The sequence below is a fragment of the Halomonas sp. QHL1 genome (genome assembly GCF_001882345.1).
Classification (GTDB): Bacteria; Pseudomonadota; Gammaproteobacteria; order Pseudomonadales; family Halomonadaceae; genus Vreelandella.
Genome location: NZ_MINL01000001.1, coordinates 683,102 through 705,104, shown reverse-complemented (window position 1 = coordinate 705,104; position 22,003 = coordinate 683,102). Strand labels below are relative to the sequence as shown.

Sequence of the window (22,003 nt, the reverse complement as noted above, 5' to 3'; positions counted from 1 at the left end):
TCTTGTTGAATCGTTAAATGAGAAGCAAGTGTTACGTTTGAAGGGGTCGCGCGTTAGCTGCGCACCGTGCGTTTCTCTATCCGCTTTTCAAACGTGCCTTGAATAATCCGATCCACATAAATCCCCGGTGTATGGATCTGGCTAGGCTCGAGCTCACCTGGCTCAACGATTTCTTCAACTTCCACCACGGTGATTTTCCCCGCCGTGGCGGCCATGGGGTTAAAATTCTGCGCCGTATGGCGGTACATTACGTTGCCATAGCGGTCCGCTTTCCAGCCTTTTACAATGGCAAAATCACCTATAATGGCTTCTTCTAAAATACAGTGTCGCCCATTAAACTCGCGAACCTCTTTACCCTCACCAATCGGCGTGCCGTAACCGGTAGCGGTGTAAAAGGCGGGAATACCAGCACCGCCAGCGCGCATTTTTTCCGCCAGCGTGCCTTGAGGCGTTAATACCACCTCAATCTCATCGTTGAGCATTTGCTTCTCAAACAAGGCATTTTCACCTACGTAAGAGGCCAGAATTTTACTGATCTGGCGGTCCTCAAGCAGAATACCCAAGCCAAAACCGTCTACACCGCAGTTATTTGAAACCACGGTGAGGTCACTGACGCCGCGACGTTTGATTTCGGCAATCAGGTTTTCGGGAATACCGCAGAGCCCAAAGCCACCGGCGATAACGGTCATACCGCTCTCGATGCCTTCCATAGCCTCTTCGTAGGAAGCTACACGCTTATCGAATCCTGCCATTGTTGTGCCTCACATTGTTGTTGATGATCAGTATTATCGTAGATGAGTGCTGCCAAAAATTCGCGAATTGAAGCTTACGATAGTGCCAGTGTTGTGCCAGATGATATATTTGTTAAGTTTGTTTTTCTTATTAATTTATTTTTTAAACTTATAAAAGGCACTTTATGACCGTCAAACAGCTGCGCGCCTTTCTGGCGGTCGCCCAAACCCTCAGTTTTACCCAAGCCTGCGAGCGCCTCCACCTATCGCAACCGGCGCTAAGTCTGGCGATTAAAGGCCTGGAAGAGTCCCTGGGTGGCAAACTGCTCATTCGCAGCACCCGCAGCGTCAGATTAACCCCTGAAGGTGAGTCGCTACTACCGCTCGCCAAACACTTGCTGGCGCAGTGGGACAATACCGAGGAGCGTTTACGCCAACATTTCACCCTTCAACTCGGGCGGCTCAGCGTCGCGGCGATGCCCGCCTTTGCCTGCAACCTACTCCCTGCGGCGCTGGTTAAATTTCGCCAGCAGCACCCCAAAATCAACATTACCGTACACGATGTCATCAACGAGGAGGTTACCGCCATGGTGCGCTCCCGTCAGGTAGAGATGGGGATTGCTTTTTCGCCGGAGGGCACCGGCAGCCTGCTGTTTACGCCGCTGTTTGAAGACCATTTTGTGGCTGTCGTGCCACCAGACTCTCCCCTAACCCAGGCCTCTCCGCTGTCCTGGACAATACTGCTCAACCACGACTTCATTACCCTTCAGCGCCCCTCCATGGTGCGTCGTTTATTGGAACAGGAGTTAGGCAAGCAGCATATGGAGCTAACGGTAGCCTTTGAAAGCCACCAGCTCTCAACCGTTGGAAGGATGGTAGCCGACGGCCTGGGCGTCAGCGCGGTGCCTTCGATGTGTATCCGCCAAATGCATGAACTGGGTGCCCGCTGCATACCACTAACAGCGCCCGCCATCTCATGCCGAGTTGGCATTTTGACCCACCAAGAGCTTTCCGTAGCCGCCCACGCACTGCGTACTGTGCTCCTAGACACCGTCCAAGCCCCCTCACTGCCTCTGGTCTAAAACATCATCAAGCTAATGAATTGCCCTAGGTTTCTACTGGGCAGCGTGGCTAGGATCATTTAGCATTCAGTATTACGCTTATTGGTCTGACGGTAAGGAAAAGTGGTATGCCTATTTTAAAGGGGCTGGTTAGCGCTCTGCTGCTAACGCTCAACACGCTGTTCTGGGGCGTACCTCTGATTCTGCTGACGCTACTTAAAGTCATTGCCCCAGGGCAACGGCTGAAACAGTTAGTGTTGCAGGGGCTGAATGGCGTTGCGCTTAATTGGATAGGCGTTAACCTCTGGTGGATGCGGCACTGGCTTAAACCCGTGCTACACGCCAGCGTACCCGATAATTTGAGCCCGCAGCAGTGGTGGCTGGTGATCTCCAACCACCGCAGCTGGACCGATATTTTCATGCTGTTGATGGCGCTGCATCGGCGTATCCCCATGCCACGCTTTTTCCTAAAGCGTCAATTAATCTGGATTCCCATCGTAGGTTTGGCTTTTTGGGCGCTAGAGTTTCCTTTTATGCGCCGCTTTACCCGCGAGCAAGTGGCTAAAAATCCTAAACTGGCCACCATTGATCGAGCCGCTACCGAGCGTATGTGTCATCAGGCACGTCTCTCGCCCATTGCGATTTTTAATTTTGTCGAGGGCACCCGCTTCTCAGTTGCCAAACGCGACGCCCAGCAAAGCCCCTACCGCCACTTATTGCGCCCTAAAGCGGGCGGCATTGCCCAAGTGCTTAGTCTGCTAGGCAACCAATTGGATGGTATCCTGGATGTAACTATCAGCTACGCCAATCCTGCGCCGACGTTTTGGGGCTTTTTATGCGGCAAGGAGGCCCCTGTTACCTTGCAGGCACGGCAACTCAGCATTCCTGAGTGGATGTACGCGTCAGATAACCACGAAGAAAAGCAGCATAAGGAACGCTTCCACACATGGATCAACTCACTCTGGTTGGAAAAAGATGGCATGCTGGACAACCGAACCGATCACGACTAACTGGCTGGCTCACTGTCTGGCTGTTAGCGGGACTACTAACCGGCTGTTCCAGCACACCGTCGTCATCCGCTCAGCGGGCGTCAGTACCTAGCGCTAGCCAGATCAGTGGTAACTGGGTTCAAGTACAGCGCGGCGACACGCTGGGCAAACTGGCGGCCCGGGCTAACGTGCCACTGGAACGCTTGGAGCGCTTTAACCCTGGCGCGGATACGCGGCGCCTGGAAATTGGCCAACGTCTATTAATTCCTACCCAACTGGAGCGGGCGCCTTCCGGCGGCCCCTACCGCTATCAAATCCGTCCTGGCGATACGTTCTCGAGCATCGCCCGACATTTTGGCACTACCAGTGGTCGCATTCAGAGCGCCAACCCTAGCGCCTCCCCCACTAATTTGAGAGTTGGCCAAATAGTCAGCCTGCCCCTTAGCGGTTCAGCCACGCGAAGCGCATCGCGACCCCCGGCAAGCAGCAGTGGCTCTTCAAGCGCTAACAAGCCTGCCGCGGTACCTACCAGCAGCGCGCCCAGTCAAGCGCTCCCCTCATCAGCAAGGGGCTGGCCTTGGCCGCTGGAAGATTATCGCGTGGTGCGCCGATTCGGGCCGGACAGCCGTGGCACATTGCAGCCCATGTTACTGGCTACTCAAGCCGGCGCTCAGGCTAAATCCGTTGCCCCTGGCGAGGTCCGCTTTGCCGACGGTATGCGCCAGCTAGGCGAAGTGGTGATTGTGCACCATGCCAATAATCTCCAGACCGTGTACGCGCTTTGCGAGCGCATTTTGGTCGAAGTAGGCAAACAGGTTAGCGCAGGAGATCCGCTTTGCGAGGTCGGTCAAAGCAGTGCCACCCAGCGCTATGATCTACTCTTTGATCTGCGCCAAGGCGGCAAACCCATCGATCCCAAGCAGGTGCTGCGCTAAAACACTCGCTTGAGAATACGGTACTTAATAAAACCGCGGCCCCTGCCTAAGCAGGGGCCGCGGTTCGATGGACTCGCGTCTAGCCGCGATAGTAGCCCGGTTTTACAAACGGCATGGGGGTCACCACCATGGGTAACTGCTTACCGCGAACTACCGCGAACACGGCACTTTGCGGCGCTTCCAGTTCGCGAGTGACATAACCCATCGCCACCGGCTTGCCGACACTTGGGCCAAAACTGCCTGAGGTCACAATCCCGACCTCATTGCCAGCCTCATCAACTAATGGCGCCCCTTCACGTACCGGCGCGCGGCCTTCCGCTAATAGCCCAACACGCTTGCGGGTATGATCTTTGGCATCGACCTGATGAAGAATCACGTCAGCGCCTGGAAAACCACCGGCGCGCTCACCGCCGTGGCGACGCGGCTTGCCAATCGCCCAAATCAAACCCGCCTCCACAGGCGTTGTCTGCATATCCATATCATGGCCATAGAGGCATAAACCGGCTTCTAGACGCAGCGAGTCCCGCGCTCCCAGGCCAATCGCCTCGACTTCGGGCTCTGCGAGAAGCTGCTCTGCAAAGGCTTCGCAAGCATCGGCAGCGACAGAAATCTCAAAACCATCTTCACCGGTATAGCCACTGCGGCTTACCCATACCTCCTGCCCTGCAATGGTGAAACGTCCATGCTGCATAAACACCAGCTCACCGGCTTCAGGGCAAAGCCGCTGCATGACATCCCGCGCCTGAGGCCCTTGCAGCGCCAGTAAGCCACGATCCAACGACTCAATTGTATGAGTTGACGCCAAGTTAAGTCGCAAGTGAGCCAAGTCCTGATCCCTACAGGCTGCGTTGACCACCAAATAGAAGTGATCGCCCGCGTTGACCACCATCAGGTCGTCAATAATGCCGCCTTCGGTGCTGGTGAAAAGACCGTAACGCTGTGCGCCCTTCTCCAGGCCCACCAAGTCTGCGGGAATCAAGGTCTCCAGGGCCTCGGCCACGTTGTCGCCGGATACGCTAATCTGCCCCATATGGGAAACATCAAACAGGCCGCAATTTTGGCGGGTATGTTCATGCTCTTTTTTAACCCCCAACGGATACTGCACCGGCATATCGTAGCCAGCAAAAGGTACCATCTTGGCGCCTAGCTTGAGGTGTAGCGCGTGCAGCGGCGTTTGCTTTAATTCAGACATGGGGGCTTTCCTCACTTAAAAATTGTTCGCTCAAAAAGAGAACGGGAAGCCACCGATTAGGTGTCTTCCCGACTCTACTGTTATTCACGTTCACCTACAGCGCCTATTAAAGCGCTGCGGGTATTATTGGTCGTGATCCAGCTCTTCACCCGGCAATACGTCTTTGCCGTCGAAATAGTCCTTGGTTAACTTAAAGACTACCGGCGAAAGCAGTGCCAAGGCAATTAGGTTCGGGATCGCCATCATAGCGTTGAAGGTATCCGCCATGAGCCAGATAAAGCCCAGTTGAGCGATAGCGCCCAACGGGATGGCCAGTACGAACAGCACCCGATAGATCATAATGGAGCGCGTGCCAAACAGGAACTGGCAGCACTTCTCGCCGTAAAATGACCAGCCTAGGATGGTCGTAAAGGCAAAAATCGCCAACGCAACTGCAACGATCTGATTACCAAAGCCAGGCAGCGCAGCGTCAAACGAGAGCGCGGTAAGTGACGCCCCGGCTTCGCCCTCTTGCCAAACCGTTGAGGTCAAAATCACCAGCGCGGTAATCGTGCACACAATAATGGTATCGATGAAGGTGCCCAGCATTGCGATTAAGCCCTGGCGCACCGGATTTTTGGTTTTGGCCGCCGCGTGGGCGATAGGCGCACTCCCCAAACCCGCTTCGTTGGAGAAGATACCGCGTGCCACACCAAAACGAATCGCTGCCATGACGGCGGCACCCGCGAAACCACCTGCGGCCGCCATGGGGTTGAAGGCGTAGTAGAAGATCAAACCAAAGGCTTCACCGATCTGTCCGGCATTGACGATCAATACCAACAAGCCAGCCACTACGTAGGCAATGCCCATAATCGGCACCAACTTGCCCGCCACTTTAGCAATACGCTTGATGCCGCCCAGAATCACCGCACCTGCCAGTACCATAATGACCACACCGGTGAGCCAGTGCGGCACGCCGAAGGTGGCGTCCATGGCGTCAGCAACGGAGTTTGACTGAACGGTATTGCCGATCCCGAAGGCAGCGACAGCACCAAAAAATGAGAACAGGCCGCCCAACCATAGCCATTTTTTACCCAGGCCATTCTTGATGTAAAACATCGGCCCGCCCACGTGGTAACCGGTGCTATCGGTTTCACGATAGCGCACGGCCAACACCGCTTCGGCAAACTTAGTGGCCATACCTACCAAAGCGGTAATCCACATCCAAAACACGGCGCCTGGACCCCCTAACGCAATGGCCGTGGCGACACCGGCAATATTACCGGTACCGATGGTCGCAGAGAGTGCCGTCATCAAGGCGTCAAAAGGCGATATTTCCCCTTCGTCACCCTCTTTGGCAGCCGCTTTACCCACCCCTGGTTTCGCATCACGCCCCGCCCACATTAGCTTGAAACCCATGCCGAGCTTTCTAATCGGCATCAGTTTCAAGCCAAGCTGCAGGTAAATCCCCACACCGAGTAGCAGAATCAACATGACGGGCCCCCAGACCACGCCGTTGATCGCCCCTAAGAGGCTAGTTAGTGCTTCCATGTTCGTCTCCTCGCTTTGTTGGTATGCAATGTTGGTGTGTATTATTGGCTTGCTGCGATTACGGGCTATTCCTAACGTCGCTATTGTTGGTTAGCGCACGATTTGAATGTTTTACACCATAAACTTAGCTAGCATCTAGGGTGATGTCGCTTGTGCATAGAGGATACCGCTTTTTTCATAACCCGATCTTCTGCACGAACCCGGCGAAAAGTACCTGAACATAGACCGCTATAAAGCAAGCTTTGAGGCAACGAAGAAATTTGTTTCCGATTGGAAACACGTTAACATGCTTGCTTATTCGCTCGATCTGCCCCAGTCACTAGTCGCCAAGGCAAACGACAACCGCTAGTATGCTCGGGCCCAGAAAACTGTTTCATATAGGAAAACACCATGAGCAATCTTCCTGCCAATCTTCGTTACGCGGAAAGCCACGAGTGGGTGCTGGATAATCAAGACGGCACTGTTACCGTGGGGATTACCGATCACGCCCAGCAGGCGCTCGGCGATGTCGTGTTTGTTGAACTGCCTGAAGTGGGTGCAGCGCTGAGCAAAGGGCAAGAGTTTGGCGTTATCGAATCGGTAAAAGCCGCTTCTGATCTCTACTCGCCGGTTGTTGGCGAAGTCATTGAAGTCAATGAAGCTCTTGAAGACGCCCCCGAAACAGTCAACGAAGCGCCCTACGAAGGCGGCTGGATTATGAAAGTGCGCTTAGACAGCGACTCCCTTGACGGCCTGCTAGACGCAGATGCCTACCAAGCAACGCTAAGCGCCGACGACTAAAAGCGGTAGTTGAATCAATTAAGAGCCTGCCCTTTATGGTGGGCTCTTAGCTTAATGCCCTGCACGGTTCTCTCTTAACGTCCGGAATCTTCTTCATGTCTCTTGAAACACGCCGTCTGGCCGAGTTGGCCGATCACGATGCTTTTATCAAACGTCATAATGGTCCAAGTCAAGATGACGTGGCCACCATGTTAAAAGCGCTCAACATGCAGCACATGGAAGATCTGATTGAACAGACCGTGCCGAGCGATATCCGTCTTGGCCGCGAGCTAGCGCTTGATGAACCGCGCAGCGAAGCAGAAGCACTAGAGTACCTAGCCCAGCTAGCGCGGCAGAACCGTGTAGCTAAAAGCTATATTGGCCAGGGCTATTACGGCACCCATATGCCCGCGGTGATTCAGCGCAACGTGTTGGAAAACCCAGGCTGGTACACGGCCTACACCCCCTACCAACCGGAGATTTCTCAAGGCCGACTGGAAGGCTTGCTTAACTTCCAGCAAGTGGTCATGGATTTAACCGGCATGGAGCTGGCCAATGCGTCGCTGCTGGACGAAGCCACTGCCGCCGCCGAAGCCATGGCGCTGTGTAAGCGCGGCAATAAGAAAAGCAAATCCAACGCATTCTTCGTCGCCGATGACGTTTTCCCGCAAACGCTAGACGTGGTTAAAACCCGTGCCGAGTTCTTTGGCTTTGAACTCATCACCGGGCCTGCGGAAGAGCTAGCCAACCACGATGTTTTTGGCGCCCTGGTTCAGTACCCCTCTGCCAGTGGTGAAGTCCGCGACCTAGCACCGCTATTAAGCGCCGCTGCTGAGCGTAATATCATGACCTGCGTCGCCAGCGATCTTTTGAGCCTGGTGCTGCTTAAGGAACCCGGCCAGCTCGGCGCGGATATTGTGGTGGGCAACTCCCAACGCTTTGGCGTACCCATGGGCTTTGGCGGCCCTCACGCGGCGTTCTTTGCTACATCCGACAAGCTAAAGCGCTCGATCCCTGGGCGTATCATCGGCGTCTCCAAAGATAGCCGTGGTAACACAGCCCTGCGCATGGCGATGCAGACCCGCGAGCAGCATATCCGCCGCGAGAAAGCGACCTCTAACATCTGTACTGCCCAGGCGCTGCTGGCCAACATTGCCGGTTTTTACGCCACCTATCACGGCGCTGAAGGGCTACGCAAAATTGCCGGCCGTGTTCACCGCTTGGCGACCCTGCTTGCCGAGGGCCTCAAGCAGGCAGGGGTAACGCTAGCTCATAACAGCTGGTTCGATACGCTGCGCCTAACCGGCGTTGATGCTGGCAAGATCCATGGCCGCGCCATGACCCATGATATTAATCTGCACTACTTCGCCAATGGCGATGTGGGTATCAGCCTGGATGAAACCACCACCGCCCACGATGTAGCCACATTGTTTGACGTTCTACTGGGCGATGAGCACGGCCTTGCCGTTTCAGTATTGGACGAGCAAGTGGTAGCTAACGGCGCTTCCGGCATCCCCGCTGCCTGCCAGCGCGAAAGCGACTTTTTAAGCCATCCCACCTTTAACCGCTACCGCAGCGAAACCGAAATGCTGCGCTACTTGAAGCGTCTGGAGAACAAGGATCTGTCGCTTGCCCATGCGATGATTCCGCTCGGCTCCTGCACCATGAAGCTCAACGCCACCAGCGAGATGATCCCCGTTTCCTGGCCATCGTTTGCGCATCTGCACCCCTTCGCACCCCGCGACCAGGTGGCTGGCTATCACCAAATGATCGATGAGCTATCGGCCTTCTTAGTAGAAGTAACCGGTTACGATCACCTCTCGATGCAGCCCAACTCCGGCGCGCAGGGTGAATACGCAGGCTTAGTGGCCATTCGCCGCTATCAGGCGGCTGAAGGCGAAGGTCACCGCGATGTCTGCTTGATTCCCAGCTCCGCCCACGGCACCAACCCTGCCTCGGCAGCCATGGTGCAGATGAAAGTGGTGGTGGTCGAGTGTGATCAAAACGGCAATATCGATATGGCGGATTTGCGTGCTAAAGCCGAGCAACATCGCGATCAGCTCTCCGCCATTATGCTGACCTACCCTTCCACACACGGCGTGTTTGAAACCAGCGTACGCGAAGCGTGCAAGATCGTTCACGATAACGGCGGTCAGGTGTATATCGATGGCGCCAATATGAACGCCCAGGTGGGCTTAACGCGCCCCGGCGATTTTGGCGGCGACGTATCTCACCTTAACCTGCACAAAACGTTCTGCATTCCTCATGGTGGTGGCGGCCCTGGCATGGGACCTATCGGTGTTAAAGCCCACCTCGCGCCCTACGTGTCCAACCACGTGGTAACGCCGATCAACGGCGTGAATAGCGATAGCGGTGCGGTATCGGCGGCAGCGTTTGGCAGCGCCTCGATCTTACCGATCTCGTGGGCCTACATTAAAATGATGGGCGCACGCGGCCTGCGTGAAGCCACCGAGCTTGCCATCCTAAACGCCAACTATATTGCCAAGCGACTGGAAGCGGCATTCCCGATTCTCTACCGCGGCCAGAACGGTACGGTTGCCCACGAATGCATCATCGATATTCGTCCGCTTAAAGCGGCCTCTGGGATTAGCGAGGAGGATATCGCCAAACGCTTGATGGATTACGGTTTCCACGCACCGACCATGTCGTTCCCGGTGCCGGGCACGCTGATGATTGAGCCGACCGAGTCTGAGTCGCTGTATGAAATCGACCGCTTCTGCGATGCGATGATTGCCATTCGTGACGAGATTGCCCGAGTGGAGAGCGGCGAATGGTCGCTGGATAATAATCCGCTGGTCAATGCACCGCATACCCAGGCGGATCTGATGGCTAGCGACTGGCAGCGGCCTTATGACCGCCAATTGGCCGCTTTCCCGACGGCGGCAGTGCAAGCTGCTAAATACTGGCCCGCCGTTAACCGCGTCGATAACGTTTTCGGCGACCGTCAGTTAATCTGCTCTTGCCCTAGCATTGACGAGTACCGCAACTAACGGCAAAGCTGACAAGAAGTGAAGCAATAGCGCTTTAAGTAACGAGAACGCCCTTGGTGCCTAATCAATTATTAGCCGGCATCAGGGGCGTTTTTTCTTGCAGGCGTTGAGCGTGAAAACCGTCTAACAGCTTCTCATAGCGCTTAGGCAGCACTGAGTCGCGGCGGCGCAGCAAATAGAGCACTTCATTGACCGCATTAGGCAGGTTCAACGCTTTTACCTGGCGCTGCCAGGGCGAGGTTTCCAATACCAGTCGCGACACCACGGTAAACCCTAACCCCCTGGCCACCGCATCCAGCACCATGCTGACTTCATTGGTAAAGCCTTGATGGCGGAAATGGGTCATCGAGCGAAACTCGTCGGGGTAATTGGCTCGCAGCAGCGCATTGGCGTGGTTAATACCGTCGTAATAATTGAGAAAACCAATACCCATTAAATCTGACAGTGTGCTGCCCGCAAAATCAGCAGGCACTACTAAGCAGAGCGGTTCTTCATGCCAAATGCTGCAATTAAGCTCAGGGTGGCGCATCGCCTCGGTAACTATTCCAATGTCATAACGACCTTCGAGCAGGTCATTGACGATTTCGTGGTTAAACGCAAAGCTGTAATTGACCGTTAAATTCGGGTGCATTTGCTGCTGCCCCAATATATACGGATAAAACATCAGGCCAACGCTACCCGGCGAAGCAATGCGGCAGTCACCGCTATCCAGAGAGTCATCATCAAGCCCATGACGGAACTGCTCATGCTCTGCAAATAGCTTTAAAGCGTAATCGTAAGCACGCCGCCCCGATTCGGTTAACGTAAAGCTGCGCCCCTTGCGCTCTAGCAGCTCTTTATTCAAATAGTCTTCTAACTTGCGCACATGCTGGCTTACACCCGGCTGGGTCATTTCTAACCGTTGCGCCGTACGGGTGAAGCTGCCTGTTTCAACAAGCGTAATAAAGGTACGAAAATAGTGGGCATTGAACATAGTAAAGCGCCATGGTCTTTGATAACGGTCTGTAGCAGCTCTCTTTGAGAACACGCTTTAGGCAACAGTTTAATAACTAACAAAAAGCGCTATTGCCGCCGTTCTATAAAATATGCCTAATAATAGCACAGCCAGGTGTGCCAGCCGCTGCGCTGTACCCGCTGCTTGGCCGTGGTAGTATGCCAAAAGACATCTAACGACTAGGGACAGCCCCGCTAATGACCGAAAACGTTCAACCTCGCGCCACCCTTTCCAGCATCATTTCTCCCGAAGGAAGTCTCGAAGTACTTTCTCAGCACGAAGTTAATCGGCTGCACAGTACTTCTCAAAGCGGTCTACACGATCTGCTTCGGCGCTGTGCGTTGGCAGTACTCAATTGCGGCAATCCCAGCGACGATAGTCTGGCTATTTTAGAAGCCTATAAAGATTTTGATATTGAAGTGCTGCAGCAAGACCGCGGTATTCGTTTAAAGCTGACTAACGCGCCCGCTGAAGCGTTTGTTGATGGCCGCATGATTCGCGGTATCCGCGAGCATTTATCCTCGATCATTCGCGATATTGTTTACGTCTACAACGAGATTCAACACCACAATCGTTTCGACCTTAGCACAGGAGAAGGCACCACCAATGCGGTCTTCCACATTCTGCGCAAAGCAGGAACGCTAAAACCCGGCCGCGACCCTAGCCTTGTGGTGTGCTGGGGCGGCCACTCTATCTCCCGGGAAGAGTACGAATACACCAAAGATGTGGGCTACCACTTAGGGCTGCGCGATTTAGACATTTGTACCGGCTGTGGCCCTGGCGCAATGAAAGGCCCCATGAAAGGCGCTAACGTGGCCCATGCCAAACAGCGTCGCAAAGAAGGCCGCTATTTAGGTATTTCAGAACCCGGCATTATCGCTGCCGAAGCGCCCAACCCCATCGTCAATGAACTGGTAGTCATGCCAGATATTGAAAAACGCTTGGAAGCCTTTGTGCGCCTGGGCCATGGCATTATCGTGTTCCCCGGCGGGGTGGGCACCGCGGAAGAGATTCTCTATTTACTGGGCATCCTGCTGCACCCCAGCAACAAGGATATTCCTTTCCCGTTAATTTTCACCGGCCCCGCCGACTCTGCGGCCTACTTTCAGAAAATTGATGAATTCCTCGTCTATACCCTCGGTGAGGATATCCGCCGCTACTACACCATCATTACCGGCGACCCGGTCTCGGTTGCGCGCACCATGCGCCACGGTATCGATGAGATCGCTGAATTCCGGCGCACCCATCAGGATGCTTTCTACTACAACTGGCGCTTGACCATTGCGCGCGACTTCCAGGCGACCTTTGAGCCGACACACGACGCTATGCACGCCTTAGCGCTGCACCGCCAGCAGCCCACCCACGAGCTAGCCGCAAATCTGCGCCGCGCTTTCTCGGGGATAGTCGCGGGCAACGTCAAAGAGGCCGGCATTCGAGCCATTGAAGCCCATGGCCCCTTTGTACTCACCGCAGAGCCCGAACTCATGCACCGCCTCGACGAGCTGCTGACCTCTTTTGTAGCCCAAGGGCGCATGAAACTCGACGGCCAACACTATGTGCCCTGCTATGTGCTGAAATAACGGGAACTATTCCAGGAGAATGGAGCCTGATTAGCTACACTTGGTGGGCAATCTCCCACTATTGACCTTGAAAGGAACTCAATATGTCGATGATTAATCAGCTAAAAGATGTAAAAACCAAAGACTTCGCCAAGCACTGCTATGAAAGCAGCAGCGTCGATAAACTACGCGAAGCATCTGAAGGCAGCGCCGATCAGGCAGAAATGGAGCATTGGGGGCTGACCGAAGGGCAGTGGGAAGAGGCAATTGTTGCTGCTCTCGCCGACCATGAAGCTAAAGAGTAACTAGCGCAGCTGCTAATCCAGCTTATTTAGTAAAGCTACACCTGTGCCCTATCGATCAGTTCGATAGGGCACTTTAGGTTTTAACTTGGTAACCAAATACGAGTCTTGACTGATTCCACAGGAGGTTTACTCAACGCGCGAGAGGGCAACGCCCCCATACACTTCCTGCAGACGCTTGAGCCTGGCCAATTCACGCTCAGTTAGTTCAGGCGAGTCCCATAATAGCTGTTCATCAAGCCCCTTCAGCCCTTCCAAGGTGACTGCCAGTTCTGCATCACCAGGAATTTGAGCATCTCCCCAGGGACCAAAGCGGTTGGGTGCGAGGCTCCACTTCAACGTTTCTCCCGGCTCAATACCACCAGGTACGACGTAGTAGAAGGACTCATCCACCCACGGCACTGAGCGATCAGAGCTAGTAAGAACACCCCTCAATAGAAGTTCAGAAATGGCCTGATCCGTGCTATTGGTTACTTCAAGATCGATCACTGGCTCCGGGGCACCATAGGGGCTTGCGCCAATGTAATAGCGAGCACTGTCAATGGTGAAGCGCGCTAACTGCTGCCGATCACTTGCAGCTTTCGCCTGCTTATCTTCTAGCCGCTTTAAGGTGCGAATCGACTGCTCACGCTCACGTGACCGGCGTTCACGCAGAATCTGATCAGCACGCTGAATAACCTGATCACCCGTTAACCCATGCATTTGTACATTAGCTGCTTCGGCAATCTCTGCGGCATTCATGCGGTGAGGGTTGAGAATATCGAAACCACTAAACGATGTCGACGTGGCGATGATGATCAACCCTTGATCAAACTCATCGCGCTTGTAGGCTGGCAACGAGTTACGCACTTCCTCAACGGAGACAACCGACGCAGGCATGGAGCTAGTATCAATTTTGGGATCTGAGCAACCAGCTATCATGAGTACTGATAGTGATATTGCAGACAGCCTTAGCAGGCTCCACATACACTCACCTCAAAGCAGGCAGATAAAAATTGCTGAGCAGCTTAACGGAAAGCGCTATTCACCACTACCCCCCGGGCTTTTTGAGAGAGTTTCAAAGACTTAAAAAAACACTCGATTGGAAGTTGTTCAAGCGTAACGCTTTTAACAAGCGCTCGCCTATGAGCTGAAAGATGGGTGTAGAGCATTGACCGAATCGTATTATCCACCTGTTGCATTCATAAACCTCACGATCTGAACCTCACCATTCGTCGTGAAGTGATGACGCTCAGGTTTCTTCTTCATTGCCGCCTCTATGCTCGCTTTAAGCCTCTGTGTATCACCAGGGTAACGTCGCATGACAGCGCGCAAATCTACTGAGTGCTCATTTGCCCGGGCAAAGAAGTAGACGCCCTTCAGCCGTCACGCGTACACGATTACAGGCGCCACAGAAATTGTGGCTATGAGGTGAAATGAAGCCAATCCGCGATTGGCTGTCCGCCATACGGTAATAACGGGATGGCCCTAAGGTGGTCTCGGTGGTGGGTAAGAGTTGATAATGGTTTTCTATGGTCTCACGCACTGTAGCGGTAGAAAGAAAGGTCTCGCCACGATCTTGCATTATTGATGAGGCAATATAAACTTATTGATATAAATCATCAAAAATGACTAGCGCCTGTTAATGTAGAAAAAACGAATGCATATACTCTGCGCATAAAAATTAAACCAAATAGGGACTTAACACTTCACCACAAAACTTAATCTAACAATACCTTGGCATAGAGAAATATAGATATGGAAGTATCGCGCAAGGTAGTTAAGCAGCCTCAAGAAGAAGAGGCGTTTCATTCCCCCTCACTTTCAGAAGTCGAGGCATTGAGTATACTTTCTCAGCCTTTGTTTACGTTGCGTAAAAAATCAACATTAGTAAACCAAGGAGACCCATTTCAAGGATTATATATAGTTCACTGTGGCATGCTGAAGCAAAGCCACCAACATAAGGATGGGGTAAAACTACTCACCCATTTTTACCTACCAAGGGATGTGATAGGTTTAGATGCCATTGGTGATAGAACATATACCGGGACTGTTACCACCATTGAGACCTCTGGCCTGTGCTTGATTCCGTTTAGCCAGATTGAAGACTTCCCCACCACCGACGCTATTCATATGCAATTGCTACGCTGTTTGAGCAACGCCGTGCACTATGGACATACTCGGCTAAGAAAAATTTTAAGCCAACCATCAGAAGCGAGAGTGGCCAGTTTTTTGTTGACGATGTCTTACAAATATCGCGAACTTGGTTATTCCTCAAATTTTCTGAGACTACCCATGTCAAAACAAGAAATTGCTAATTATTTATGCATGGCACCCGAGACTGTCAGCCGGATTATCAGCCACCTTCAACATCGAGGTTTGCTATCAGTCAATGGGCATGAATACTGCATTGTCAATCAAGAAGGAATGGCAAGAATTTCTGAACATATCAGATAATGTAAGCTTTTGATAAAAAGCCATTTTTAAAAATTATAGCTCATGCTCTGAGCAAATCTTCAAAGCATGAGCGAGCTTCTCTATTGACTGTCTTATGTCTCAATTTTTATAGCGTGCGACAGGCTCAGTAAAACCTATTTTCCACTGCTCTCTACACTCCTTAATTATGCTGTGCTCATTTTTTTTCTGAGTTACGAACCTAAATAAAAGTTGATGTAATTCGGGGGTGGCATTCGTTTCCAGCAGCCAGTCAAAGAACGCGTATGTTTCTTGCGCTGCTTCCTCAGCGCGCTCAAGAAATTTTCGACCCATAGGCTCATCGACCACAAAAAAATGCTGCCTGTTTTTATTGAAAAATGGAGGAGCTTTCTTTATCGGAAGCTCTTCAGTACAAGCTACGAGGTCCATCAGCTTAGCCACATCTTGTACGTTACGAAGACGCTGCACGCACTCCATGCTGATCATTTTCATCAGCCGGCTTACAGGGGGGTCGATGGGAAGGAAGCTGAGGGCTAGCCACCGGTAACGATGGAGCTCATTTTTTTCGTGGGAATAAGCTAAATTTAATTGCTCTTGGGGTAAGAAATTAAGTGCAACTAACTTATCCATAGTCATATTACTCTCGCTATAAAAATTGGAACTGGCGTAATACTAAAGACGCCATCCTAAAACGGAAATAAGTTAATTATCCATGATATTTGTCAATTTTTATGACACAAGTAGAAATTTAACAATCACTAAAAACACATTCATTACTTCGTATTATATTACAAGCACCACTTCTTTCCAGGTATCTTTATCTTAAATTTACAGAGCAAAATACAAGCTTTAAAAAACAATAAGATATAAAAATAAGTATAAAAATTACAATACAATACTTATATCAATCAACAACAAAATCTATACAAAAATATTGCCTTTGCTATACAACACCGCGCAAATAAAACAATTTTAAGTAAGTATATTATTAACTGAATATAACCCTGGGGCTAAAGAGGAAATCTAGAAAATTTCCGATATGAGTACCATTATTAACTAAGGCATGCTGCACTCGCCAGCGTTGGGTGCTGGGCAGTCATTGAGGGTAAAGTGGCTAGCTCTGAGGAGACCCAGAATCACCGAATGGGTGAAGGACAGGACAACCACCTAGGTAGTTAAGAACCCAGCTTAATAGCTATAAACAACACCATCCGGAAGGCAAGGTCGATGCCATCCGCGCGCTGCAAGAGATGCACACCAGCCACGTGGCCATGGTGGTTGGTGGCATCTTAACGTGGTTCAGAAGTTGTAGCCCAGACCAATCGTATAAGCCCAGATACCGTCGTCCTGAAACGCATCGGTGGCATCGTCGGTGTCGCTGAACAGGAACTGATACTCTGCGCGAGCGAGGAAATAGGTCTTGGGCAGTACATAGTATTTCATACCTGTTTCCAGTCCCGCGAAGGCGCTGTCCTTGACACCGTCTCCATAGATTCCACCGAGGCTAGCACCGACGAAGGGCCGCGCACGACCATCAAGGAACTGATGGTTTAGATAACCACGGGTAGAGCCGTTCCAGAAATCATCTGTGACGCCTTCGCCTTCGACATCGGCGTAATTAACGCTTTGCCGGACACCGGCAACCATGTTATCCCTCAGATACCAACCAAGATCACCAGTCACGCCGAAGTTTCCGCTATTAAAATTCCGATCGTTACTGCCAGTACCAGAGATCGAAAACTCACGGTCGCCCCCTTGTGGGCCATACTCTGAGGTTTGGGCGGATGCTGCCATTGATAGAGCACCGAGAAGACAAAAAGCCATTGCTGCAGTATTGACTCTATTCATGAGAAGACCCTTCCTGACATTATTAGGATTGTATTTCAATAATGCACTATTAGTTATCTAGCGCGGATAGTGACGTGACCGATACCTTGGCGGTCAAACGACACGGTGCCGCACCGTCATGTTCAGGGTCTGACATCCCGCGGTCTGTGCGCTAGCACACACATATATGATGGAATCTAAAAAAACTGGCTGCCGAATTGAGGATATGTGCTTCACCACAGCCGATCGACTCACCATCGCCATTATGTTCGGATAACGACCGAGGCTGTGTGAAAACCCAAAAACAGTTGGCGATTAAAGTGCTTAGCCGTTTTGGCACCACTAACGGGCCAGCAAGGCAGTTCAGAGCGCCTTCATTTATTCCGCCAATATCTGAGTTAGTCGAGATAAAGCCTAGGCAGAACTTACTAACAAGCGCTATTGGCTACTACAGGTATGGCAGAGCCAGGTCAGCAACAAGGCCCTATGCTCGCATCGCCTGGATCAAACCCTTGGTGCCAAGGATATTCATGACGCGTTTCATGTTGTAAGGAAGTACATGAAGGCTCATTTCCGTGCTGACGTTCTTAAGGCGCTTAGTCAGGAAGTGCGTCGCACCCATCCATGCTTTTAACGTGCCAAAGGATGCTCAACCGTTTGACGACGGATGCGCATTATATCCGGCGTCTGATCCAAACGTGATGTTACCGCCTCCAGTACCTCTTCGTGTTCCCAGCGTTTGATGCGCCGATTGATACCCGTGGTGCACTGCGACTTCATGAAGCAACTCGGACAGGCGGAACTCCAATAGCAATTGAGCGTCAGGCCTTTTTCGACGTTCTTGAAGCGCCAAACCAGTCGCTCTCTCGCGGGACAGCGATATTCATTACGTTCGGGCACGTAACGGAACGCCTCTCTGGGAAACATGCCTTTGGCCTGGCTCGGCGAGGTTTTGGGCTTGGGAAGATATGTCGTGATACCGGCCTCGTGACACGCAAGAATCTCCTCCCCTGTAAAGTAACCGCGATCAGCCACAACGTGGAGATCACTGACGCCGCTAGCATTGCGGGCTTGCTTGGCCATCCGGGAAAGCTGACGCCGGTCACTGCCGACATTGGTAACCTCATGGGCGACGATTAAGTGATGCCGACTATCGACAGCCGTCTGCACGTTGTAGCCCACTACCCCCGTCCCTCGTGTTGTCATGGAGCGAGCATCTGGGTCCGTCAACGAAACTTGCTGTTCAGGTGCCTCGGTTCTTTGAATTTCAATAGATTGCAGTTGTTGAACTTCTTCTGTGAGGGAGGCGATCTTTTCCTTCAACCGTGTCGTCTGTGCTTCTGTGACCACAGCGGAGCCTTGATCCATTGCGTCGAGTTGGCGTAAGTAACGCTCAATACTTTTATCGATTTCCTCTGCACGTCGCTTCATCTTGGCAAAGGTGAAGTTACGGTCTCTATTGTTGACCGCCTTAAATTTGCTGCCATCGATTGCCATCACCGATTGTGCAAAGAGTCCCAGACGTCGACATATCAAGACGAAGTCTCGGCAGGTGGCTTGGATCGCCTTGCCATTGTGCTGGCGGAAATCGGCAATCGTTTTGAAGTCTGGTGCGAGACGCTCCGTTAGCCACATGAGTTCAACATTCCGCTGCGTTTCACGTTCAAGTCGGCGGCTCGATTGCACGCGGTTGAGGTAACCGTAAAGATAGATTTTTAGAAGAACAGCGGGATGATAGGCGGGTCGACCCGTGGCATGGGGATCACACCTTTGAAACCCAGCTGTTTGAGGTCGAGGGCGTCCACGAAAGCCTCAATGGCACGAACCGGATTGTCTTCAGAGACGAAATCATCCAGGAGCTCAGGAAACAACGTAGCTTGGGACCGGGATTCACCTGCGACGAAACGTTTCATCGGTACCTCCCACGATCTGTCATGGGGAAAGTATAGCGACAGCTACGTTTTCACACAGCCTCGACCAGAAGCAGACAATTAGTTAAAGCTGATCTAGGCTCATTATTAAATGAAAACCTTATCTAAACACTTTAATTCACCACTCACGTGATCCCCTTACACCACAAACATAAGATCAGATGTTGTCTACAAATCTCGGGACGTTTCATTAATCCATGGCACCACTGAACCCTATGCAGTTGACGATAGCCGTATTATCGCTGATGGCAGTAGACTTTTTCAGAGTTTCCCTAGCAATTGACTCATCGGGAGTTCAAAGAACACGACTAGGTTAGTTTGTCCCGATTACCTATGGACCATGTCGATAAGGAACGTTTATATGATCAGCCTGCCAGGATATGTTCTGCGAGACGAGGCGCAATGGGAAAGTCTCTTTTTTGATGTGGGAGGTATGACTTACCACACCAGACGCAGCCTTACTGCCTCAGCGCAGGGGATAAATCCGATTGTGCTGGTACATGGTTTGGGAATGTCTGGTGACTATCTAATGCCCACTGCAAAGCGAATCGCCGCAAAGGGTGCCGCCGTTTACGTGCCCGATCTACCCGGCCATGGCAAAAGTGATACACCCGAATCGCCCTTGAACATGCTCGACTTGGCTAATGCCCTGATCGATTGGCTGGATGCCATGGACATTGCACAAGCCGACCTGGTGGGGCATTCAATGGGCTGTCAGATAGCGTCTGATGTGTCTGTTCGTTTCCCCACTCGGGTAAGACGCTTGGTCCTGATAGGGCCGACAGTTGACCCTTCCCATCGCAACCTCCGCGCTCAGCTGCTTCGGGCGCTCTACGCCTGTACCTTCGAGCGCCCCGGGCTCCTCCTGCATTTCATGGCTGATTATTGGCGCATGGGAACGCGGCTCTGGCCCGAAGCGATCGCCATGCTCAATTATCCTATCGAAGAGAAGCTTTCTTGCATTGAGCAGCCTGTGTTACTGGTTCGTGGCCAGCGGGATAAGATCGCGCCACAACGCTGGCTCGACCAAGCGAGCCTAATGACTGGCGCGGTGCGGGTAGTGACCATCCCTAACTGGGGTCATAATGTCATCTACAGTGCGCCTGATGCGGTAGTGGCAGAGCTATGGTCATTTTTGGGTTAAATGAGGCTACCTCTTTTGACCTCCACTTAGCGATCAAGGCGGTGAAGCGACAAGGCGGCATCCAGGTGTTGATCCTAGAAAAAACAGAATTCTTTCTAGGCTTATGCGCGCTCTTCCACAATCCAACTAACAACCTCTTCATTGCCAAATTCTGCTTTCCACTCTTGAATCACCTTGTGATTTCCACCGCGTGTTTCGACCACTTCACCTGTATGTGGATTCTTATATACCTTCAGCAGGCGCTTTTTTCGACCATCTTTACTTACGCCTTTATCGCTTTTGGCTGGTGTATTGCGATACGACGGATCTAAAATCTCACACACGTCACGAGCCAATTTTCCATGCTCCGTCATCAGCCCTTGCAATCTTTCTTTGAACTCAAGCTCTTTCTTCAGCTCGCTGTTACCTTGAAGTTCTTGCAGCTCTTCTTGCAACTGTTTTAATAGCTGTTCTTTCTTCAGGTAGTCATTCAGTACTGACGCCATGCTTTTCATCCCTATTTACAAATTTAAGACTAACAATTATACCTGACAACGATGACCTATAAAAATAGTCAAAAGGTATTCCTTCTCGTTTAATTCAGTAACTACATTACTAAATTATGGCCAACATTGCTTTTCTGCAAGTCAACCAGCCTGAGGTTGCCCGTCTGGAAGGCCTGAGCCGGGCAATATTTACTTAACCCTGACCTTCTTACCTGCCCTTTCAATGTATTCTGAAGTCCTGGATCCGGCCAGAAGCACTCCTTTAGATAATGCTGATATAAAGCACGCAGCATGGGAAAAATTGAAGCACAGCGGAAGTTTTGTCCCAGTGCCTGCGCTTGTTACCTGCTTATATTCTGTTTCCTTTTAATAGGTTACAACGCTCGCAAAGTAATTGTAGATTTCGAACTGTATTACTGCCGCCCTTTGAAAATGGAACAATGTGGTCAAAGCATAATTTAGCGTTGGAATTACACTCAACACACCTACCACCATCTCTTTGCCATACCTCCCTTTGCACCGCTCTTGGAATGACCTCTCGACACGGTTTTATTGGCTGTGGCTTCGGCATTGACGATACGTCTACCCGAATTAATATATCTTCAGTGATGGATTCAGGATCTGAATCTGGAGACGAATTCGCTTTAAACTCAGGAGGAGCTTTAAAAGACATAATGGCGTGGGTATATGAGATTAAATCAGCCAACTCTTCCGCACAGGTAACAATGATCTTTAGCGCAGGCTTTCCCTGCTCTAGACCTGGGGATGGGTAAGTATTACTGTGGCGACCTGATTCTTCCGCATACTCTAAAGCAATCTCAGGAAGAGATTCAGAATCTGGGGGGTATTGCAACCATACAAAAGCATAGTCATCTTTATTTGGCTGATCTGTTTGTACTACCACGCCGAAATTGCTTCCAATATCCAAAGCAGTCACTTTGACAGTTTTACGTGATGGAGCGCCAAACTCTTCGGAAATTTTATCTATAACATGGTCTTTGAACATTCAGATATCTTTGTGCTACGTATCCAGCTAACAGTTTATTAGTGCTCAAGCACGTTATCATTATCGTCATCTGTTCAAAATTGCGCATAAGTATAAAGCAAATTACCATAAGTCATTGTTTTACCGTAATTT

General features: G+C 51.5%; 18 protein-coding genes and 2 pseudogenes. 9 read left to right on the top strand and 11 right to left on the bottom strand.

All coding sequences use genetic code 11. The features are described from left to right. Positions 1–53: 53 nt before the first annotated feature. Positions 54–752, bottom strand: a complete 699-nt coding sequence (locus QHL1GM_RS03175; protein ID WP_071693181.1) for a CoA transferase subunit A — start codon at positions 750–752, stop codon at positions 54–56. 164 nt (positions 753–916) lie between these two features. Between QHL1GM_RS03175 and QHL1GM_RS03170 the strand changes: the two genes are divergently transcribed. The 3 genes from QHL1GM_RS03170 (at position 917) to QHL1GM_RS03160 (ending at position 3,716) form a co-directional block, all read left to right on the top strand. Then, on the top strand, positions 917–1,813 hold the full coding sequence (locus QHL1GM_RS03170) for a LysR family transcriptional regulator (protein WP_071693180.1): 897 nt from the start codon (positions 917–919) through the stop codon (positions 1,811–1,813). Positions 1,814–1,920: 107 nt separating this feature from the next. Then, on the top strand, positions 1,921–2,802 hold the full coding sequence (locus QHL1GM_RS03165; protein WP_071693179.1) for an acyltransferase: 882 nt from the start codon (positions 1,921–1,923) through the stop codon (positions 2,800–2,802). Beyond that, complete coding sequence (locus QHL1GM_RS03160; RefSeq protein ID WP_254795250.1) at positions 2,739–3,716, top strand: LysM peptidoglycan-binding domain-containing protein; 978 nt, start codon at positions 2,739–2,741, stop codon at positions 3,714–3,716. Before QHL1GM_RS03165 ends, QHL1GM_RS03160 begins: the two co-directional genes overlap by 64 nt. A gap of 79 nt (positions 3,717–3,795) precedes the next feature. Here QHL1GM_RS03160 and gcvT read toward each other — a convergent pair whose 3' ends face one another. Next, positions 3,796–4,908 carry a glycine cleavage system aminomethyltransferase GcvT gene (gcvT, locus tag QHL1GM_RS03155; protein ID WP_071693178.1) on the bottom strand — a complete coding sequence of 371 codons (1,113 nt, stop codon included), beginning with the start codon at positions 4,906–4,908 and terminating at the stop codon, positions 3,796–3,798. 123 nt (positions 4,909–5,031) lie between these two features. Further along, complete coding sequence (locus tag QHL1GM_RS03150; RefSeq protein ID WP_071693177.1) at positions 5,032–6,438, bottom strand: sodium:alanine symporter family protein; 1,407 nt, start codon at positions 6,436–6,438, stop codon at positions 5,032–5,034. A 390-nt stretch (positions 6,439–6,828) separates the two neighbouring features. Here QHL1GM_RS03150 and gcvH point away from each other — a divergent pair, with 390 nt between their 5' ends. Beyond that, positions 6,829–7,218: a glycine cleavage system protein GcvH gene (gene gcvH, locus QHL1GM_RS03145; protein WP_071693176.1), complete on the top strand. Its 390-nt coding sequence runs from the start codon at positions 6,829–6,831 to the stop codon at positions 7,216–7,218. A 95-nt stretch (positions 7,219–7,313) separates the two neighbouring features. Continuing rightward, positions 7,314–10,208: an aminomethyl-transferring glycine dehydrogenase gene (gene gcvP, locus QHL1GM_RS03140; protein ID WP_071693175.1), complete on the top strand. Its 2,895-nt coding sequence runs from the start codon at positions 7,314–7,316 to the stop codon at positions 10,206–10,208. 64 nt (positions 10,209–10,272) lie between these two features. On the opposite strand, the gene QHL1GM_RS03135 is transcribed toward gcvP, so the two are convergent. Then, positions 10,273–11,181 (bottom strand): LysR family transcriptional regulator, encoded by a 909-nt coding sequence (locus tag QHL1GM_RS03135; protein WP_071693174.1) that lies wholly within the window; start codon positions 11,179–11,181, stop codon positions 10,273–10,275. Between the two features lie 218 nt (positions 11,182–11,399). Between QHL1GM_RS03135 and ppnN the strand changes: the two genes are divergently transcribed. Then, the gene (gene ppnN, locus QHL1GM_RS03130) at positions 11,400–12,782 is read left to right on the top strand and encodes a nucleotide 5'-monophosphate nucleosidase PpnN (protein WP_071693173.1); all 1,383 of its coding nucleotides are present in this window, start codon (positions 11,400–11,402) and stop codon (positions 12,780–12,782) included. 83 nt (positions 12,783–12,865) lie between these two features. Beyond that, on the top strand, positions 12,866–13,066 hold the full coding sequence (locus QHL1GM_RS03125) for a hypothetical protein (RefSeq protein ID WP_071693172.1): 201 nt from the start codon (positions 12,866–12,868) through the stop codon (positions 13,064–13,066). 126 nt (positions 13,067–13,192) lie between these two features. Here the strand turns inward: QHL1GM_RS03125 and QHL1GM_RS03120 are convergent, their stop codons facing one another. Both QHL1GM_RS03120 and QHL1GM_RS03115 read right to left on the bottom strand, forming a co-directional pair. Beyond that, the gene (locus QHL1GM_RS03120) at positions 13,193–14,029 is read right to left on the bottom strand and encodes a DUF6694 family lipoprotein (RefSeq protein ID WP_368087059.1); all 837 of its coding nucleotides are present in this window, start codon (positions 14,027–14,029) and stop codon (positions 13,193–13,195) included. Between the two features lie 198 nt (positions 14,030–14,227). Further along, a pseudogene (locus tag QHL1GM_RS03115) lies at positions 14,228–14,621 on the bottom strand (GTP 3',8-cyclase MoaA); the annotation flags it as partial. Positions 14,622–14,800: 179 nt separating this feature from the next. On the opposite strand from QHL1GM_RS03115, the gene QHL1GM_RS03110 reads away from it, so the two are divergent. Next, on the top strand, positions 14,801–15,499 hold the full coding sequence (locus tag QHL1GM_RS03110; RefSeq protein ID WP_071693171.1) for a Crp/Fnr family transcriptional regulator: 699 nt from the start codon (positions 14,801–14,803) through the stop codon (positions 15,497–15,499). 99 nt (positions 15,500–15,598) lie between these two features. Here QHL1GM_RS03110 and QHL1GM_RS03105 read toward each other — a convergent pair whose 3' ends face one another. The 3 genes and pseudogenes from QHL1GM_RS03105 to QHL1GM_RS03095 form a co-directional block, all read right to left on the bottom strand. Next, on the bottom strand, positions 15,599–16,108 hold the full coding sequence (locus QHL1GM_RS03105; RefSeq protein ID WP_071695893.1) for a hypothetical protein: 510 nt from the start codon (positions 16,106–16,108) through the stop codon (positions 15,599–15,601). Positions 16,109–16,777: 669 nt separating this feature from the next. Beyond that, positions 16,778–17,326, bottom strand: coding sequence for an outer membrane beta-barrel protein (locus QHL1GM_RS03100; RefSeq protein ID WP_071693170.1), 549 nt, complete (start codon positions 17,324–17,326; stop codon positions 16,778–16,780). A 463-nt stretch (positions 17,327–17,789) separates the two neighbouring features. Further along, a pseudogene (locus tag QHL1GM_RS03095) lies at positions 17,790–19,218 on the bottom strand (IS1182 family transposase). Positions 19,219–19,597: 379 nt separating this feature from the next. On the opposite strand from QHL1GM_RS03095, the gene QHL1GM_RS03090 reads away from it, so the two are divergent. Further along, the gene (locus QHL1GM_RS03090; RefSeq protein WP_071693169.1) at positions 19,598–20,380 is read left to right on the top strand and encodes an alpha/beta fold hydrolase; all 783 of its coding nucleotides are present in this window, start codon (positions 19,598–19,600) and stop codon (positions 20,378–20,380) included. Positions 20,381–20,481: 101 nt separating this feature from the next. On the opposite strand, the gene QHL1GM_RS03085 is transcribed toward QHL1GM_RS03090, so the two are convergent. Together QHL1GM_RS03085 and QHL1GM_RS03080 are read right to left on the bottom strand one after the other, a co-directional pair. Beyond that, positions 20,482–20,865 (bottom strand): histone-like nucleoid-structuring protein, MvaT/MvaU family, encoded by a 384-nt coding sequence (locus QHL1GM_RS03085; RefSeq protein ID WP_071693168.1) that lies wholly within the window; start codon positions 20,863–20,865, stop codon positions 20,482–20,484. Between the two features lie 349 nt (positions 20,866–21,214). Then, a complete protein-coding gene (locus QHL1GM_RS03080) occupies positions 21,215–21,871 on the bottom strand; it encodes an HNH endonuclease (RefSeq protein WP_071693167.1) in 657 nt (218 codons plus the stop codon). Positions 21,872–22,003 lie beyond the last annotated feature (132 nt).